The following is an 18284-nucleotide window of genomic DNA, read 5'->3' as shown; positions in this document are numbered from 1 at the left end:
TCTCTCCCTGGTGAGCGGTCACTTGCGGGCGTCCTCGCGGATCAGTTCGGCGGCCTTCTCCGCGAGGGCGACCGTCGGTGCGTGCGTATGGCCGCGGGTGATGTGCGGCATCACGGAGGCGTCGACGACACGCAGCGCCTCTGTGCCGCGGACCCGTAGCCGTTCATCGGTGACGGAGCCGTCGTCGGTGCCCATCCGGCAGGTGCCGACGGGGTGATAGAGCGTCTCGGCGCCCGCCCGGATCGAGCGGGAGAGTGTCTCGTCGTCGACGACGCCCGGGTATCCGGCCATGGGCTCCGAGTGGAACGGTCGCAGCGCGGCGTCGGCGAGCAGTTCCTCCGCCCTGCGCACCCCCGCGACCAGCGTGCGCAGATCCTCTTCCTCGGCGAGGTAACCGGGGTCGATCCGGGGCCGGGCCCCGGCGCCGGGCCCGGTCGGCGTGATGCGGCCCGCGCTGCGCGGCTGGAGGAGGATCACGCCGAGGGTGATGCCGTGCTCGGTCGGCGGGGTCAGCCCATGATTCACGAACGGCACGGGCGCGTAGACCAACTCGACATCGGGGGCGTCCAGTTCGGGCCGCGTCTTGATGAAGGCGACGGCCTCGCCGACGTTCGAGGTGAGCGGTCCGCGCCCGCGGAGCAGGAAGCGGGCGATGTTGGCCGGCGTGTCCGCGCCGGTCAGCGTGACCGGGCGCGGGCAGCGGACGGTGACGGCGTAGGAGAGGTGGTCGCGGAGGTGACGGCCCACGTCGGGCGAGGCGACGAGGGTGTCGAGGCCGGCGGCCGCGAGGGTCTCCGGATCACCGATGCCGGCCTGCTGCAGCAGCTGCGGCGAGCCGATGGCGCCCGCGGCGAGGATCACCTCGCGGGTGGCGCGCAGCGTCCCGACCGCCACCCCATCGGCGACGACGCCCGCCGCGCGGGTGCCGTCGAAGTCGAGACGGGTGACGCGGGCATCGGTGTAGACGTCGAGGTTCGGACGGCGCGCGGCGGGCTTGAGATAGCCGTCGGCGGCGCTCCAGCGGCGCCCGCGGTACTGGTTGACCGGGGTGAGGGCGAAGCCGCTGTGGTCCGCCTCGTTCAACTCGCCCAATGCGTGGAGCCCTTGGCCGCGACAGGCGTCGAGGAAGGCGGACGTGGTCGGGTTCGGCCGGCGCGGCGGCGCGATGTGCAGCGGGCCGAGCGTGCCGTACACCGACTTCTCGGGCCGGGGACCTGCCCACCTCTCCGCGCGCTGAAAATACCGCACGAACTGGTCGTACGCCCACTCGGGCCCGGCTGCCTCGCCCCACGCGTCGTAGTCGGCGCGGTGTCCGCGCACCCACATCATGGCGTTGAGCGACGACGATCCGCCGAGCATGTGCCCGCGCGGCCAGTACAACTCCCGGTCGTCCAGGGCGCCTTGTTTCGCGGTGGTGTAGTCCCAGTCGTACGGCGTCTTGAACAGCTTCGGGAACGCGGCCGGTATCCGGATCTCCGGCTTGCGGTCGCGCGGCCCCGACTCGACGAGCGCGACCCGCACCGCCGGGTCCTCGCTCAGCCGCCCGGCGAGCACACATCCGGCGGACCCGGCCCCGACGATGACGTAGTCGTACGTACGATCCTTGCTCAACTCGGCTCCCTCGACGGCTTTCCGGCGCGTACAGGTGCTACAGGTGCCACAGGTGTTACCGATGGTCTACACCCGGGGCGGGGGCCTGCGCACCCATGCGCCGAACGTCGGGTCAGTGATGCGGAGCGTCGTACGACGGAATCGAGCCATCCGCCTTCTTCACCAGGAACAGCCCCGCCATCCCCATGTCCGAGTGGCTCTGGACGTGGCAGTGGTACATCCACGCGCCGGCGCCGACCCCCTCCCCCGCGATGATCTGGAAGCCGAAGGAGTCCGCGGGGCCGCAGATCTTGTTGTCGAGGACCTGGGTCGGGTCGTCGGGGCCCGTGAGCATGCCGGTGCGGTTGTCCGCCCAGCGGTGACCGTGCATGTGGAACGTGTGGTAGTACTCGCCGTGCGTGATCATCACGATCTCGACCCGATCGCCCACCGTGGCCTCGAAGTTGGGGGCCTCGTGCATTCCCTTGTTGTTGATCGTCATGTCGTTGAAGACGATGGTGAACGTCTTGCCGGGGTCGGGCAGGATGTCGCCCTTGCGGCGCACGATCACCGGACCGTAGAGGCCCTTCTTGATCCCGCCCGTGCCATGGTCCGTGCCCACGACGTGGTCGTGGTAGTGCCAGTAGCCCGCGGTGCCCGCGCGCCAGGTGCCGTCCTTGCGGCGGCCGGGCGTGTGGGTGCGCCAGGTGTAGGTGCGAGTGCCGCCGGGTTCGACGTGGCTGCGGTTCATCCGCGTACCGTCGCTGGAGATCTCGTAGTCCATGCCGTGCACGTGCAGGCTCGCGTCCACGTCCGTGAGGTTGTGGAACTCGATGTGCGCCGTGTCGCCCTCGTTGAGCTCGATGAGCGGGCCGGGGATCGACGCCTTGCCCTTCTCGAAGCCGTAGCCGAGCTGGCCGTCGGCGAGTTTCTCCGCGTACAGGGTGAGGCGGCGGACCTCGCCGCCCGCGGGGGCCGTGCGGGGCGGGGTGTCGGCCCCGGCCGCCGGAGGGGCCGAGGCCGCTATCGACAACGATGTCACCCCGGCCGTGGCCGCCACCGCACCGCCGATCAGCATGCGCCGGCTCAGCGCGCGTCTGTCCTGCTCGCTCGCCCGGTTCGGTTCGTCCCGCGGTCCATCGTGCTCCGTCGTCACAGCCAACTCCCCACCCTCGTACGGGCCTTCTCGTCGCGCTGAGCACGGTAGCCAGGTGATCTTCGTTTATCCACACTCAGGACAAAGTTTGTGGAATCCCGGTCATACCTATTGGCGGAACACGCAAAGAGGTCTAGTTTTCACCGCGCTGTTGCTGGGTCCGACGAGGGGTGGGTGAACACATGCGGCGGTTTCCGCATCAAGAGCCGTTGCCCGTACGAGAGTTCAGAGCGAGCAGGAGGAGACGCGGTCGCCTACTGGCGGTCGGTGTTGCCGCCGGCGCGGTGGCCGCCGGGTTGCTGAGCGGTCCTGCCGCCAGCGCGTACCAGGATCCGAGCCCGTCCGTGACAACGATGTCCGTGAAGTCGCCACCCGGCGGCGCCGCACCGCGGGTCCTGGTGTTCTACGGGTCCGCGGCCGGCGGCGACGAGTCGCCCACGGTGAACGCGGGCATCGAGGCGATCGAGAAGATCGGCCAGTCCGGCGCCGCGGCCCAGCAGTTCACGATCACGGCGACCGATGACGCCTCCGTGTTCACGAACGCCAAGAAGCTGGGTCGCTTCAACTCCGTCGTGTTCCTGACCGGCGGGGGCGACATCCTCGACCCCGATCAGGAAGCCGGCCTGGAGGCGTACATGGAGGCGGGCGGCGGTTTCGTCGGCATCCATGACGCGGCGCGTGCCGAGCCGTACTCGGACTGGTTCGCCGGTCTGATCGGGGCCAGGCCCACCGCCACGTCGCCGACTTCCGTACAGCGGGCGACCGTCGAGGTCGGCGACCGGCAGAATCCGGCCACGAAGGACCTGCCGGTGCAGTGGAAGCGGCCCGACCAGTGGCTGAACTGGGTGAAGAACCCGTCCGGCGACGTGCACACGGTCGCCCGGGTGAACGAGTCGACGTACAAGCCGGGCGAGAGCGCGAACGGCGCGGACCACCCGGTGTCCTGGTGCCGTGACTACGACGGCGGCCGGTCCTTCTACACCGGTATGGGCGGGACCGTCGCGTCGTTCGACGAGGTGGACTTCCGCGACCATCTGCGCGGGGCCCTGCTGTGGACGTCGCGGATCGTGCGCGCCGACTGCAAGGCGGCGATCGACGCCAACTACAAGGCCGAGCGTCTGACCCAGCCCAACCAGGCGGGCCAGAACGACCAGATCGGCGAGCCGCACGGGGTCGTCACCGCTCCCGACGGGCGCGTGTTCTACATCGGCCGGGGCGGAGCCGACTCCTCGCAGCCGGTGATCACCGACTGGAACGACCCCGATGTCGGCAAGGGCACCGGGCAGATCCACGTCTACGACCCGAAGACGAAGAAGGTGACGCTCGCAGGGGCGCTGACCATCTTCGGCAACAAGGGCGGCGGCGACGAGCTCGTCAAGGTCGAGGAGGGCCTGCTCGGCATCGAGCTGGACCCGGAGTTCGAGCAGAACGGGTGGGTGTACCTGCACTACACGCCGCACTCCGGGCTCGACCGGGACAAGCAGATGGCCGAGCGGCAGGTCTCCCGCTTCACGCTCGACCTGACCACGAACAAGCTGGACATGAGCAGCGAGAAGGTCCTGCTCAAGTGGCCGGTTCAGGTGCACAGTTGCTGCCACGCGGGCGGCGGGATGGCCTGGGACTCCAAGGGCAACCTGTACATCGCGACCGGTGACAACAACTCCTCGCAGTTCAGCGACGGCTACTCGGGCAACAACCCGCAGCCGAACTACAAGGGCGTCTCGTTCGCCGACGCGCGCCGCACCGCGGGCAACACGAACAACCTCAACGGCAAGATCCTGCGCATCCACCCGGAGAGCGACGGGACGTACAGCCTGCCGGAGGGGAACCTCTTCACCGGCAAGGAGACCGCCGAGGGCGGCGGGAAGACCCGCGGCGAGATCTATGTGATGGGCGTCCGCAACCCGGCGCGCATCTCGATCGACAAGAAGACCGACACCCTGTACGCGGGGTGGGTCGGCCCGGACGCCGGTGAGCCGTCGACGACCTGGGGCCCGGCCAAGTACGACCAGTTCGCGGTCATCACCAAGCCGAGCAACCGCGGCTGGCCGTACTGCATGGGCAACAAGCAGCCCTACCGCGACCGCAATCTGCCCGACCCGACGAAGCCGCTGGGCTGGTACGACTGCGACCACCCGAAGAACGAGTCGCCGAACAACAACGGTCTCGTCAACCTGCCGCCGGTCACCGGCAACAACATCTGGTACTCGCCGCAGGGCGGCGCCCCGGACTATCCGCGCGATGCCAAGGGCGTTCCCTCCTACAAGCAGTCCGAGGCGAAGTACCTGCTTCCGTGGCTGAAGGGTGGCGGCCAGGCGGCGATGGACGGGCCCGTCTACCGCTACGACGCGTCGATCCCGAACGCCGACAAGTGGCCGAGCTACTGGGACGGCAAGTGGTTCGTCGGTGACTTCTACGACTCCGACCAGCCGCGCAACGCGGTCCTCACCGACCCGAAGACGCACGGCGACGGATCGATCCCGGTCCACTCCGAGTCGTTGAAGAAGATCATTCCGATCGGCAACGACGGCATCAAGAACCTCATGGACTGGAAGTTCGGTCCCGACGGTGCTCTGTACGTCCTCGACTACGGGCGTGGCTTCTTCACCTCCGACTCCAAGTCGGCGCTGTGGAAGGTCACTTACACCGGCGGCGAGGCTACTCCGGCGGCCGATCAGCTGACCGGGAAGGGCTGATCCCATGCGACTGCAATCGCGACCTCTCCACAGACACAAGGTCCTGACCGCGCTGCTCGGTGCCCTGCTCATGTGTCTCGGGCTCGGTGTGCTGCCCGCCGCCACGGCGGCGCCCGCACCGGACGCGGCTGCCGACCAGGTGCTGACCTGGACGGCCGGCGACGACATCACGAAGTACGCGTCGGCGCCGACGACGGCCGTCGCCGGCAAGGCGACGATCGTCTTCGAGAACAGCACGGCGACCGGCAACACGATGGGCATGCCGCACACGCTGACGTTCGACGTGTCGGACCCCGAGTACAACAACGACGTACCGCTCAACATCATGGCCAACCCCAACGACGACCAGGGCGGCAAGCACACCGCCGAGGTCACCCTCTCCCCCGGCAAGTACCGCTACCACTGCACGATCCCCGGCCACCTCAGCATGCAGGGGGTCCTGGTGGTGACGGACGGCGGCGGCGGTGACGACACGACCGCGCCGGAGACCTCGGCGAAGGCCGAGGGGCAGACCAACGCCGACGGCGCGTTCGTCGGGTCCGCCTCCGTCTCGATCGCCGCGACCGACGCGGGCTCGGGCGTCGACAAGATCGAGTACGCCCTCGACGGCGGCGCGTACACGCCCTACACGGCGGCCGTGGTCGTCGACCAGGTCGGCACGCACACCCTGAAGTACAAGGCGACCGACAAGGCGGGCAACGCGGCCGCCGAGAAGTCCCTCGACTTCACCGTGGTCGCGCCGGACACGAACGACACGACGGCGCCGGAGACCTCGGCGACGGTGACCGGTGACAAGGACGACACCGGCGCCTACGTCGGCATGGCCACGGTGACGGTCTCCGCGTCGGACACCGGCTCCGGGGTCAACACGGTGGAGTACGCGCTCGGCGCCGACGGCGCCTGGCAGCCGTACACCGCGCCGGTGATGGTCCACGACCCGGGCACCTACACGGTGCGCTACCGGGCCGCGGACAAGGCGGGCAACGCGGCGGCCGAGAAGTCCGTCGGCTTCTCGGTGGTGGCGCCGCCGGTCAAGGACACGACGCCGCCGTCGGTGTCGCTCGCGGTCGGCGGGGACAAGAACTCCGACGGCGCGTACATCAACAACGCGAAGCTGACGGTGACGGCGACGGACGACGAGTCCGGCGTCGACAAGGTCGAGTACTCACTCGACGGAGGCCCGTATCTCGCCTACACCGCCCCCGTGGTGGTCGACCGGGTGGGCGCGCACTCGGTGGCGTACCGGGCGAGCGACAAGGCGGGCAACGCCGCCGCGGCGCAGACCTTCGTGTTCGCGGTCTCCTCGGGAGGCGGCGTCCCGGCGCCCAACTGCCCCGAACTGGACGAGCGGACAACGGTGTTCGTGGGCACGACCGACACGGGCATCCCGAACCGCGTCACCAACAACCGGTGCCGCATAGGTGAGTTGATCGAGGACGAGAAGGAGTGGACGTCGCACGCGCTCTTCGTCAAGCACGTGAAGACGGTCACCGACAAGCTCCTCAAGGAAGGCGTCGTCGACCAGCGCGAGTACAACAAGATCAACAAGGCGGCGAAGCAGTCCGCGATCGGCAAGCCGGGCCAGACCGACGGCTACACCAAGATCCTGGACGGCACGCAGGCCCAGTTCGCCAAGTGGGAGCAGGTCGGCGGTGGCAAGTTCAACCTGAACGCCGACGGGTCGATCACCAGCGACACGTCGGTGGACGGCATGGGCATGCTCTGGTTCCCGCAGCGCAAGTACGCGAACTACTCGCTGAAGCTCCAGTGGCGCGACGACGCCCCGGGCACCGGTAACGCCAACGGCGGTGTGTTCGTGCGCTTCCCGTGGGTGCACGGCAACGCCGAGGAGCCGAACCCGGAGTGGGTCGCCATCAAGTACGGGCATGAGATACAGGCCCTCGACAAGCCCGATGGGGACATGTACAAGACCGGTTCGGTCTACGGCTTCGACCGGGTCGGCCTCGCGGGCGCGGGCGTCACCCAGAAGGGCACGTGGAACGATTACGAGATCAAGGTGGTGGACCAGCACTTCTCGATCTACCGCAACGGTGTGCTGATCAACGAGTTCGACAACACCGGCGGCCAGGTCTTCGAGCCGCCGCGGTCGGACGACCCGGGCACGGACGGCCGGCGTTACTCCTCCGGCTACATCGGGCTCCAGGTGCACAGCACGTCGGATGTCATCTCGTACCGGGACGTCCGCGTGAAGGAACTCCCTTAGTCCGTAGGTGAGTTCGCGTACATGAGTCGAGCCGGGTCAGGCCTTGTGTCTGGCCCGGCTCGGCTGTACGCGTGGGGGCTCACCCGGCATCTTGGGGTACTCGGGCGGGTACGGCAGGTCGGCGTGACCCCGGTCCCGCTCGTCCTGGTCGGCCAGTTCGAGGAGCGCGTCGAGCGAATGGTGCTCGTCGTCCATGCCCGCGTGCAGGTCGCCCACCTCGGCGAACCGCCCGGGCATCGTCGCGATGTCGAAGTCGCGGGGCTCGGCGTCGCCCAGTTCGTCCCAGGTGAGCGGGGCGGAGACGGGCGCGTGCGGGCGGGCGCGGACCGAGTAGGCGGAGGCGATGGTGCGGTCGCGGGCCGTCTGGTTGTAGTCGAAGAAGATGCGCTCGCCGCGCTCTTCCTTCCACCAGGCCGTGGTGACGGACTCCGGCATGCGGCGCTCCAGTTCACGGCCGCAGGCGATGGCGGCGCGGCGGACCTGAGTGAAGGTCCAGCGCGGTTCGATGGGCACGAAGACGTGCAGGCCGCGGCCGCCCGAGGTCTTTGGCCAGCCGCGCAGACCGCCGAACTCGTCGAGTACGGCGCGGAGTTCGCGGGCGGCGCGCACCGCGTCGGCGTAGTCGGTGCCGGGTTGCGGGTCGAGGTCGATGCGGAGTTCGTCGGGGTGGTCGAGGTCGGCGCGCCGCACCGGCCACGGGTGGAACGTGAGGGTGCCGTACTGGGCGGCCCAGAGCACGGCGCCGACCTCGGTGGGGCACATCTCGTCGGCGGTGCGGCCGGAGGGGAAGCCGATGGTGGCGGTGGGGGTCCAGTCGGGGAGGTTCTTGGGGGCCCGCTTCTGGAAGAAGGACTCGCCGGTGGCGCCTTCGGGGTAGCGCTCCAGGGTCGTGGGGCGGTCGCGGAGCGCGCGCAGGATGCCGTCGCCCACGGACAGGAAGTACTGCGCGACGTCCAGCTTGGTGTACCCGGACGGGCCACCCTCGGGGAAGTACACCTTGTCGGGGCTGGACAGACGCACCGTCCGCCCGCCCGCTTCCAGTTCCACTGCCGCGCCCTTGCTGCCCATGGGGCCACGCTAGGCCGAAGGAACGAACCGCGCATACCGGGCGATGAGCATGCATAAGCGACAGAATCAGTGCATGGATCTTCCCGTGCTGCCGCCGGTCCGCCCGATGCTCGCCAAGTCCGCCGCCCGGATCCCCGCCGGGATGCACTACGAGGCGAAGTGGGACGGCTTCCGGGCGATCGTCTTCAGGGACGGCGCCGAGATCGAGCTCGCCAGCCGCTCCACCAAGTCGCTGACCAGGTACTTTCCCGAACTGGTGGCGGCTCTCGCCGAGCGGCTTCCGGAGCGCTGCGTGCTGGACGGGGAGATCGTCATCGCCCGCGACGGACGGCTCGACTTCGACGCGCTCACCGAGCGGATCCACCCGGCCGCGTCCCGTGTGAAGACCCTGGCGGAGCGCACCCCGGCGTCGTTCGTGGCGTTCGACGTGCTGGCCCTCGGCGATGAGCCCCTGCTCGACGCGCCGCTGACCGAGCGCAGGCGGCGCCTGGAGGAGGCCCTCGCGGACGTCCCGGCGCCGGTCCACGTGGCGCCCGCGACGACCGACGCCGGGCTCGCCGAGCGCTGGTTCGAGAAGTACGAGGGCGCGGGTCTGGACGGCATCGTGGCCAAACCGCTCGACCTGCGCTACCGGCAGAACGAACGCCTCATGATCAAGGTCAAGCACGAGCGGACGGCGGACTGCGTGGTCGCCGGGTACCGCTTCCACAAGAGCGGCCCCGTCGTCGGCTCGCTCCTGCTCGGCCTGTACGACGACGCCGGCACCCTGCAGCACGTCGGGGTCTGCGCGGCGTTCACGATGAAGCGGCGCACGGAGCTGATCGCCGAGCTGGAGCCGCTGCGCATGGACTCCGCCGGGGATCACCCCTGGGCGGCGTGGACGGACGACGCGGCGCACGAGGCTTCCCGGATGCCGGGCGCGCCCAGCCGCTGGACTGGTAAGAAGGACCTGTCATGGGTGGCGCTGCGCCCGGAGCTGGTGGCCGAGGTGGCGTACGAGCACATGGAGAACGGGGCACGCTTCCGGCACACCGCGCGCTTTCGCCGCTGGCGCCCGGACCGGGAACCCGAGAGCTGTACGTACGCGCAGTTGGACGAGCCGATGAAGTTCGACCTGGCAGACGTACTGCGCTGAACAGGCCGGACGTGGAGCGCCCTCCGGGCGGGTAGGGAGGTGCCGTGGAGACGAACGGGCTACGGAGGCGTGGATTCCTCGTCGGTGCGCTCGCGGTGGCCGCGGCGGCCTGCGAGCCGACCGGCGGGGCCGACTCCGCTCCGGCGCGCGGCACCGGCCTGCTCGCCGTGAAGATCGACAATGTGGGCGCCGCGCGGCCGCAGACCGGCGTTCAGGACGCCGACATCGTGTACGCCGAACAGGTCGAGGGCGGGCTCAGCCGGCTGATGGCGGTGTTCGGCTCGCGGCTCCCGGACGTCGTGGGGCCGGTGCGCAGCGCGCGGGAGACCGACCTGGAGCTGCTCGCGCAGTTCGAACAGCCGACGCTCGCGTACTCGGGCGCCCAGGCCGGAGTGCAGACGCTGATCGACGCGGCGCCGCTGCGCGCGATCCCGCAGGGCAAGGACCACGGGGCGTACTTCCGGAGCAATGAAAAGCCCGCTCCGCACAACCTTTTTCTACGGCCCGCGAAGTTGGGCCGGACGGCGCCGGGGGCGAGCGCGGGGGCGGCGGCCGGCTTCCGGTTCGCCGCGCGGGTGCCTGCGGGCGGGCGGCCCGAGACGGAGCGCACGGTGCGCTTCCCCTCGGCCCGCTTCACCTTCAACTGGTCCGCGCCGAAAAGGCGTTGGCTGGTGAGCATGGACGGCAGCGCGGCCGTGACAGCGGACGGGACCCGGCTCGCCGCGGCGACGGTCGTCGTGCAGTACGTCGACGTGCAGCAGTCCCGCTTCCACGACAAGCTCGGCAATATGACACCGCTGTCCCGCACCGTCGGCTCCGGGCAGGCCGTGGTGCTGCGCGACGGGCGGGCGTACGACGCGACGTGGCAGCGGCCGGGTGCCGGGAACAGCACCGCGTTCACGGTGGACGGGCGGCCGCTGCCGTTCGCACCGGGGCAGGTGTGGGTGGTGTTCGCGAAGAAGTAGGCCTCCTGCCAGAAGCAGTACGCCTCTCTGTCAGACCCCGGGGCTCGCGAACGGCTCCGCCGGGTGGCGCAGGCCCTCCGCCGCGTCGGCGACCCGCTGGATCAGGTCGAAGAAGACGGCCTGCTCCTCGCCGCTCAGGGGCGCCAGAAAGATCTGGTTCATCCGCGCGGTCCGCACGGTCAGCTTCTTGTGCGTGCGCAGGCCCTCCGGTGTCAGCCGCAGCAGCCAGCGACGGCCGTCCTCCGGGTCCCGCGTCTTGTCGACCAGGTCCCGCCGGGTGAGACGGCTGACCACCTCGGCGATCGTGGACCGGTCGAGGCCCACCCGCTCCCCGACCGTGCGCTGATCGAGGCCCGGTTCGGCCACGAGGGTGTTGAGGACCGCGAACTGCGGTGACGTGATCTCCTCCGAGACCATCGTGTTCCACAGCAGGTAGTGCGCCTGCTGGAGTCGCCGGGCGAGGTGCCCGGGGTGGGTGGTCAGGTCCACCGCGGCCATCACGGTCCTCCGCTCTGCTCACTTTACGTACGTGTACTGAGCGATGTTAGACCCTTGACGGCCAACATGGCCGGTGGCACCGTGAGGCCCTCTCGACAAATACTCAGTGCCCTGAGTAATTCCTGAGCGATCTTGAATAGATCCTGAGCAGTTCCTAGAGATGAGACGGGTCTCGACATGGTTCTCACCCAGCACGACATCGACGCGGAGATGGCGGCCGCGCACTCCGCGTACGAGAAGCGGATCGCCGGCGGGGCGCCCGTCGAGCACCACCCGCGCCGCGACTACGCCCCGTACCGCTCGTCCGTGCTGCGCCACCCGGTGCAGCCGCCGATCAACATCGACGTGTCGAAGGACCCGGAGCTCGTGGAGCTCGCCTCGCCCGCCTTCGGCGAACGGGACATCACCGGGCTCGACAACGACCTCACCAAGCAGCACGTCGGCGAGCCCGTCGGCGAGCGGATCACCGTCTCGGGCCGCCTCCTCGACCGGGCCGGGCGCGCGGTGCGCGGCCAGCTCGTCGAGATCTGGCAGGCCAACTCGGCCGGCCGCTACGCCCATCAGCGCGAGCAGCACGATGCCCCGCTCGACCCCAACTTCACCGGGGTGGGGCGGACGTTGACCGATTCCGAGGGCCGTTACCGCTTCACCACGATCCAGCCGGGGCCCTACCCGTGGGGTCAGCACGTCAACGCCTGGCGCCCGGCGCACATCCACTTCTCGATGTTCGGCTCGGCGTTCACCCAGCGGCTCGTGACGCAGATGTACTTCCCGAGCGACCCGCTGTTCCCGTACGACCCGATCATCCAGTCCGTCACCGACGACGCCGCCCGGCAGCGCCTGGTCGCGACGTACGACCACAGCCTCTCCGTGCCGGAGTTCTCGATGGGCTACCACTGGGACATCGTGCTCGACGGACCGTCCGCCACCTGGATAGAAGAAGGGCGCTGAGCAGCCATGACGAAGATCGACACGAGCAGCCCCGGGAACGCGCTGCCGACCCCGTCGCACACGGTCGGCCCGTTCTACGGGTACGCCCTGCCGTTCCCCGGCGGCGGCGACATCGCGCCCGTCGGGCACCCGGACACCGTCACCGTGCAGGGGTACGTGTACGACGGCGCGGGCGATCCGCTGCCCGACGCCTTCGTCGAGGTGTGGGGCGCCGACCCCGAGGGCAGAGTGTCGCGGGTCGACGGCTCGATCCGGCGCGACCCGGCGAGCGGCGGCTATCTCGGGCGCAACGGCGTGGAGTTCACCGGCTGGGGCCGCGTCCAGACCGACGCGAACGGCCACTGGTACGTGCGTACGCTGCGGCCCGGCGCGCGGGGCGACAGCGCCCCGTACCTCAGCCTCTGTGTGTTCGCGCGCGGCCTGCTCGTCCATCTCTTCACCCGGATCTACCTGCCCGGCGACGACCCGGCCCTCGCCGCCGACCCGCTGTTGTCGCGGGTCGAGCCCGCGCGGCGCGACACGCTGGTCGCGCGGGAGCAGGCAGACGGCACGTACCGTTTCGACATCCGCCTTCAGGGCGAGGGCGAGACGGTCTTCCTGGAGTTCACGTGAGCTTGTTCGACCCCGGCACCGAGGACGCGCCCGCCGAGCGCAGCACGTCCGAAGAGGCCTTTCTGCAGGCCCTGTTGGACGCGGAGGCGGGTCTGACGCGGGCCCAGGCGGCGCTCGGGCTCGCGCCCGCCGACGCGGCCGACGCCGTGACGGCGGTCGCGGTGGCGGCCTCCTTCGACCTGCGTGATCTTGCCCGGCGGGCCCGCGCGGGGGGCAATCCGGTGATCCCGCTGGTCGCCGATCTGACGGCGGCCGTTCCCACCGAGTACGGGCCGTACGTGCACCGGGGCGCGACCAGCCAGGACGTGCTGGACTCGGCGTTGATGCTGATGGCAGTACGCACGCTGGACGTGACCCTGTCTGAACTCGACTCCACACAGGGCGAGTTGGAGCGGCTCGCGGCCGCGCACCGGGACACCGTCATGCCGGGGCGCACGCTCACGCAGCATGCCGTGCCGACGACGTTCGGCCTGAAGGCGGCCGGGTGGCGGTCGCTGGTCCTCGACGCGCGGGACCGGCTGCGGTCCGTCCGGGCGGCGCTTCCGGTGCAACTGGGCGGCGCGGCAGGGACGTTGGCGGCATTCGCGGCGTACGGGGCGAGCGATCCGCCGGCGCTGGTGTCGGCCTACGCGCGAGAACTCGGCCTGGCTGAACCGGAGTTGCCCTGGCATGTACTGCGGACGCCGGTGGCGGATCTGGCCGGGGCAGCGGTGTTCGCCGCCGGGGCGCTCGGGAAACTGGCCGTCGACGTCCTGACCCTCTCCCGGACCGAGATCGGGGAGCTGGCGGAGGGCGCCGGGGGCGGTTCGTCCGCGATGCCGCACAAGGCCAACCCGGTGCGCGCCACGCTGATCGCCGCCGCGGCCCGCCGCGCGCCCGGCCTCGCGGCGACGCTGTACGGATCGCTGGCCGCGGAGGACGAGCGGCCGGCCGGGGCCTGGCACGCCGAATGGGCCACGCTGCGGGAGCTGCTGCGGCTGGTCGGCGGGGCGGCACGCAACGCCGCCGAGCTGGTCGACGGCCTGGTGGTCCGCCCTGACGTCATGCGCGAGCACCTGGCGCTGACCGGCGGGGCGATCGTCTCGGAGCGGCTGTCGGCGGAGCTGGCCGCGGTGCTCGGGCGCGGGCGGGCCAAGGAGTTGCTCGGCGAGGCGACACGCCGCGCCACCTCCGAGGGCCGCACCCTGACCGACGTACTCGGCGCGGAACCGGAGCTGGCCTCCATGGACCTGACCGAACTGACGGACCCGGAGCGGTACACCGGGGCGGCGGGCCACCTCGTGGACCGCGCGCTGACCCGCCGCTGACCGGAGGCACCACGCGGCGGTCGTGCCCCGCCCAGACGCTGCCGCTGACCGGAGGCACCGCGGCGGCTGTGCCCCCGCCTCGACGCCCTGAGCCGGCCCGACGGCAGCAACCACCCACGGACCGGCCCCGGCCCGCCACCGACTTCCCACACCGCCGTCGACCGAGCACACGGACCGGAGCCCGACCCGTCGCCCCGACTCCCCCGCACCCCACCTGGAGCCCGCCCATGACGCCCTCCCCCCTCCTCCACCACCGCACCGAGGGCTCGCCCTCCGCTCCCCCGCTGCTTCTCGGGCCCTCGCTCGGGACGTCGCTGGCCCTCTGGGACCAGGTCGCGCCCGAGTTGTCGAGTGCTCACCGCGTCGTGCGCTGGGATCTGCCGGGGCACGGCGGGTCCGATGCCGGGCTGGTCTCCGAGGGGGCCACCGTGGCGGACCTCGCCGGGCTGGTCCTCGCCCTCGCCGACTCGCTGGGCATCGAGCGGTTCGGCTACGCGGGTGTCTCGCTGGGCGGCGCGGTCGGATTGCATCTCGCCGTGCACCACCCGGAGCGGCTCACCCGTCTCGCCGTCCTGTGCTCCTCCGCCCATTTCGGTGGCGCCGCGCCCTGGCGGGAGCGGGCCGCGCTGGTGCGCGAGGAGGGGACCGGCGGCGTCGCCGAGACGGCACCCACCCGGTGGTTCACGCCCGGCTTCACGATCCCGCGCCTTGTGCGGGACAACCGGGACGCCGACCCGGGGGCGTACGCCGCGTGCTGCGACGCGCTCGCCGCCTTCGACCTGCGCGACCGGCTCGGCGAGATCACCGTTGCGACGCTGCTGGTCGCCGGGCGCGAGGACCCCGCCACACCGCCCGCGCACCTGCGGGAGATCGCCGACGCGGTGCCGGACGCCGAACTCGCCGAGCTGGCCGGGGCCTCCCATCTGGCCGTCGCCGAACGGCCGGAGGCGGTGCTCGGGCTGCTGCGCACGCACTTCGGGCAGGGCGCCCCGCGCGGCATGGAGGTGCGCCGTGAGGTGCTCGGCGACGCGCACGTGGACCGGGCGCAGGGGCAGCAGACGCCGTTCACGGCCCGGTTCCAGGACTTCATCTCCCGCTACGCGTGGGGCGAGATCTGGACCGACCCGACCTTGTCGCGGCGCGAGCGCAGCATGGTGACCCTTACCGCGCTCGTCGCCCACGGGCACCTCGACGAACTGGCCATGCACGTACGGGCGGCCCGCCGCAACGGCCTGACCCCCGACGAGATCGGCGCGGTACTGCAGCAGTGCGCCGTGTACGTGGGCGTACCCGCCGCCAACTCCGCGTTCGCCGTGGCCCGGCGCGTACTCGCCGAGGAGGAGAGCTAACGCAGGCCGCGCCCCGTCTCCAGAACCTCACGGGCGCGCGCCGCGAGACCGTCCGCGCCACAGGAACGGGCCAGGGTGAGACCGCGGTTGAGTTCGGACAGGGAGCGGGCCGCCGTACCGTACTCGACGCGGGCGAGGGCGTGCTCGTAGGCGCAGGGCGAGGCTTCGAGGTAGGTGACCGCCTTGGCGTACAGGGTGAGTTGCTTCTGCCCCGTCTCCAACGCCGCCGCGCAGCGCAGCGCTTCGCCGATCGCCGTGTCCGTGCCGAAGCGCTCGGCCTGGACGCGGGCCTCCGCGACCAGTTCGGCGGCGCGGTGCGGGTCGCTGGGGGCGAGGGCGCGGGCCAGGTCGCAGGCCCACGGCGCCATGATCGTGTTGTGTCCGCCGCGGGCGATGGCGGACTTGGCGGCGGTCTCCAGCTCGTTGACCCCCTCCTCCACCCGGCCGGTCGCGAGGAGCAGGCGGCCGCGGACCGAATGGGCGTCGGGGAGCACGATCGTGGAGGGGTAGGGCGGGCCGAACGAGTAGCGGTCGGCGATCGCCTGCGCCTCGTCCGCCTTGCCGCGGGCGAGCAGCGTGTCGATGAGCATGCACGCCGCGTCCCAGTGCATCGGCAGCCCGCGTCCGACGCGGTCGGCGAGGCGCAGCGACTCGCGCAGGAACGCCTCGGCGTCGGTGAGCCGGCCGCGCCTGCGGTGCACGTAGCCGACGAAGGCGTGCGCGATGGCGAGGTGACCGCCGCTCCAGCCGGCCGACTCGTACTCGCGGACGGCCCCGGTGAACAGGCTCTCGGCGCGGTCGAGCCGGTCGGCGAAGAGATACGCGGCGCCGAGCATGGCGAGGACCTCGAAGCCCCACTCGGGGTCGAGCCAGCCGAGCCCGGGCGCGAGCCGGCCGTTGACCAGGGCGCGGTCGCAGCGCTCGACGACCTCCTCCGCGTTCTCCCCGCGGGTCATGGCGTCGAACGCGCGCAGGATCAGCAGAACGCGCTCGGAGTTGTCCCGGCCCGCGAGCTGGTCGGCGATCCTGGCCAGCCGCCGCGAGCGGCCCGGGGAGTCCTCCTCGCCCGCGTGGATGCCCTCCCACATGAAGTGGACGGCTTGCAGGCGCATGCGGGCGGGGCCGGGATCGAGGCGGTCGCTCTCGCCGTCGATGAGCCGCAGCGCCTCCTCCAGCTGGTCGTTGTGGACCAGCGCCTGGGACAGCCGGCACACCGCGTCGACGCGCAGGTGGCCGACGAGTCCTGATGCCGTGTCGAGCGCGGCGTCCAGGTGCTTGATGGTGGTGACGGGCGAGGTGAGCAGCGTGGCGCAGCCCAACTCGTAGAGCAGATGGGACCGGACGTCCGGCAGCGGCGGTTCTTGCAGGGCGCGCTCCAGACAGCGCCTGGCGGCGTCGGGCGCGCCGACGGCCAGGTGCTCGCGGGCGGCGGCGCGCATCTGCTCGACGAGCTCCGGGTCGTCGTCCGGGTGCACTTCGAGCAGGTGGCGGGAGGCCGCGGCGGGCCCGCGGCCGGACGCGGTGACGGCCCAGGCGGCCTGGCCGTGCATGGCGGTGCGGGTGGCCGCCGGGATGGCGTCGTAGACGGCGGACGCGATCAGCGGGTGCACGAACTCCAGGGCGGCCTCGCCGCCGTACAGGCTCTCGGTCAGGATGCGGGCGGCGCTCAGCCGCTCGGCGCAGCGGCCGGCCTGCTCCGGGTTGAGACCGGCGAGCAGCGCGGCGAGTCCGGGGTTGATCCGGGTGCCGAGGATGGCGGCGGCCCAGGCGAACTTGGTCGCCTCGATGCCGAGGCCTTCGAGGCGGGCGACGAGTCCGCGGCCGCGCGCCGACTTGTTCAGCGCACGCAGTTCGGCGGCCGAGTCCTCCTCGGGGTGCAGATCGCTGTCCTGCACCTTGGCGAGCAACTCGACGGTGTCGTACGGGTTTCCGCCGGTGACGGCCCAGACCTCGCGGCAGAACGGGTCGTCGGCGTGGTCGCCGAGCGTGGCACGGGTGAGGCCCGCGGTGGCGTCGGGGGTCAGGGCACGCAGTCTGTGGGTGCCGGGTCTGGCGGCGGCGGCCACCGCGTCCAGACAGACGGCTGCGGCCTCCTCCTCGGGGTCGCGCTGGGCGACGACGACGAGCACCGGCAGGTCGTCGAGGCGCTCGGCGAAGGCGGCCAGCCACTCCAGGGTCTCCAGGTCGGCCCATTGCGCGTCGTCTATGAGGATCACCAACGGCCAGTACAGGCGGGCCAGTCGGGAGACTGCGGCAACGAGACCGTCGCGCACACCCTGCGGGTCGGCCTGCCGTCCGGTGGGCTCGGCTATGCCGAGGGCGGGGCCCGCGATGTCGTACCAGTCACCGAAGTACTCGCGGGTCTCCTCGTCGGAGAGCGCGAGCAGGGTGGGCTGCAGGAGTTGGCGTACGACGTTGAAGGGGACGGAGGTGACCGTCTCGCCGCCCCGGGCGGACCATACGGTGGCCCGGCCCGCCGCTATCTCGCGAAGACAGCCGAGCAGGGCGGTCTTGCCGATGCCCGCCTCGCCCTTGTACACGACGAGGCTGCCCGACGACGCGGCGTCACCGCACAGGTCGTCCAACGCCCGCACCGCCACGTCCAGTTCGGACTCCCGCTCCCACAGCGGCGGGCCAAAGGAGGCGGCGTCGGTGTGCCGTCCCTGAGTCATCCCGCACCCTCCCGGTGTCATGCACGTCGACCGATCGATCGATGTCCTGGTCACGAGAGTA

The 18284-nt window shown here is 71.2% G+C and carries 13 protein-coding genes; 8 read left to right on the top strand and 5 right to left on the bottom strand.

The features are described from left to right. Positions 1–18: 18 nt before the first annotated feature. Both ACIREE_RS33970 and ACIREE_RS33965 read right to left on the bottom strand, forming a co-directional pair. Entirely contained in the window at positions 19–1611 is a 1593-nt protein-coding gene (locus ACIREE_RS33970; RefSeq protein ID WP_404160998.1) for a GMC family oxidoreductase, read from the bottom strand. A gap of 112 nt (positions 1612–1723) precedes the next feature. Continuing rightward, the gene (locus ACIREE_RS33965) at positions 1724–2668 is read right to left on the bottom strand and encodes a multicopper oxidase domain-containing protein (RefSeq protein WP_404161347.1); all 945 of its coding nucleotides are present in this window, start codon (positions 2666–2668) and stop codon (positions 1724–1726) included. A 260-nt stretch (positions 2669–2928) separates the two neighbouring features. Here ACIREE_RS33965 and ACIREE_RS33960 point away from each other — a divergent pair, with 260 nt between their 5' ends. Both ACIREE_RS33960 and ACIREE_RS33955 read left to right on the top strand, forming a co-directional pair. Then, positions 2929–5442, top strand: coding sequence for a ThuA domain-containing protein (locus ACIREE_RS33960; RefSeq protein WP_404160995.1), 2514 nt, complete (start codon positions 2929–2931; stop codon positions 5440–5442). Positions 5443–5446: 4 nt separating this feature from the next. Further along, positions 5447–7666 (top strand): OmpL47-type beta-barrel domain-containing protein, encoded by a 2220-nt coding sequence (locus tag ACIREE_RS33955; protein ID WP_404160992.1) that lies wholly within the window; start codon positions 5447–5449, stop codon positions 7664–7666. 36 nt (positions 7667–7702) lie between these two features. Here ACIREE_RS33955 and ligD read toward each other — a convergent pair whose 3' ends face one another. Beyond that, positions 7703–8734, bottom strand: coding sequence for a non-homologous end-joining DNA ligase (ligD, locus tag ACIREE_RS33950; protein ID WP_404160991.1), 1032 nt, complete (start codon positions 8732–8734; stop codon positions 7703–7705). 73 nt (positions 8735–8807) lie between these two features. On the opposite strand from ligD, the gene ACIREE_RS33945 reads away from it, so the two are divergent. Together ACIREE_RS33945 and ACIREE_RS33940 are read left to right on the top strand one after the other, a co-directional pair. Continuing rightward, positions 8808–9869, top strand: coding sequence for an ATP-dependent DNA ligase (locus ACIREE_RS33945; protein WP_404160988.1), 1062 nt, complete (start codon positions 8808–8810; stop codon positions 9867–9869). 44 nt (positions 9870–9913) lie between these two features. Beyond that, entirely contained in the window at positions 9914–10834 is a 921-nt protein-coding gene (locus ACIREE_RS33940) for a DUF3048 domain-containing protein (RefSeq protein WP_404160986.1), read from the top strand. A 30-nt stretch (positions 10835–10864) separates the two neighbouring features. Here ACIREE_RS33940 and ACIREE_RS33935 read toward each other — a convergent pair whose 3' ends face one another. Beyond that, positions 10865–11332 (bottom strand): MarR family winged helix-turn-helix transcriptional regulator, encoded by a 468-nt coding sequence (locus ACIREE_RS33935; RefSeq protein ID WP_404160983.1) that lies wholly within the window; start codon positions 11330–11332, stop codon positions 10865–10867. 177 nt (positions 11333–11509) lie between these two features. Between ACIREE_RS33935 and pcaH the strand changes: the two genes are divergently transcribed. From pcaH to pcaD, 4 genes are all read left to right on the top strand, one after another. Further along, positions 11510–12283 (top strand): protocatechuate 3,4-dioxygenase subunit beta, encoded by a 774-nt coding sequence (gene pcaH / locus ACIREE_RS33930; protein WP_404160980.1) that lies wholly within the window; start codon positions 11510–11512, stop codon positions 12281–12283. 6 nt (positions 12284–12289) lie between these two features. Next, positions 12290–12895, top strand: coding sequence for a protocatechuate 3,4-dioxygenase subunit alpha (gene pcaG, locus ACIREE_RS33925; protein ID WP_404160977.1), 606 nt, complete (start codon positions 12290–12292; stop codon positions 12893–12895). Next, entirely contained in the window at positions 12892–14202 is a 1311-nt protein-coding gene (gene pcaB, locus ACIREE_RS33920; RefSeq protein ID WP_404160974.1) for a 3-carboxy-cis,cis-muconate cycloisomerase, read from the top strand. Before pcaG ends, pcaB begins: the two co-directional genes overlap by 4 nt. 227 nt (positions 14203–14429) lie before the next feature. Next, a complete protein-coding gene (gene pcaD, locus ACIREE_RS33915; protein WP_404160971.1) occupies positions 14430–15551 on the top strand; it encodes a 3-oxoadipate enol-lactonase in 1122 nt (373 codons plus the stop codon). Here the strand turns inward: pcaD and ACIREE_RS33910 are convergent. Then, positions 15548–18223, bottom strand: coding sequence for an ATP-binding protein (locus ACIREE_RS33910; RefSeq protein WP_404160968.1), 2676 nt, complete (start codon positions 18221–18223; stop codon positions 15548–15550). The two genes, pcaD and ACIREE_RS33910, sit on opposite strands and share 4 nt — an antisense overlap. Positions 18224–18284 lie beyond the last annotated feature (61 nt).

The organism is Streptomyces sp. NPDC102467 (assembly GCF_044765445.1).
Classification (GTDB): Bacteria; Actinomycetota; Actinomycetes; order Streptomycetales; family Streptomycetaceae; genus Streptomyces.
This window is presented reverse-complemented; position numbering and strand designations above follow the sequence as displayed.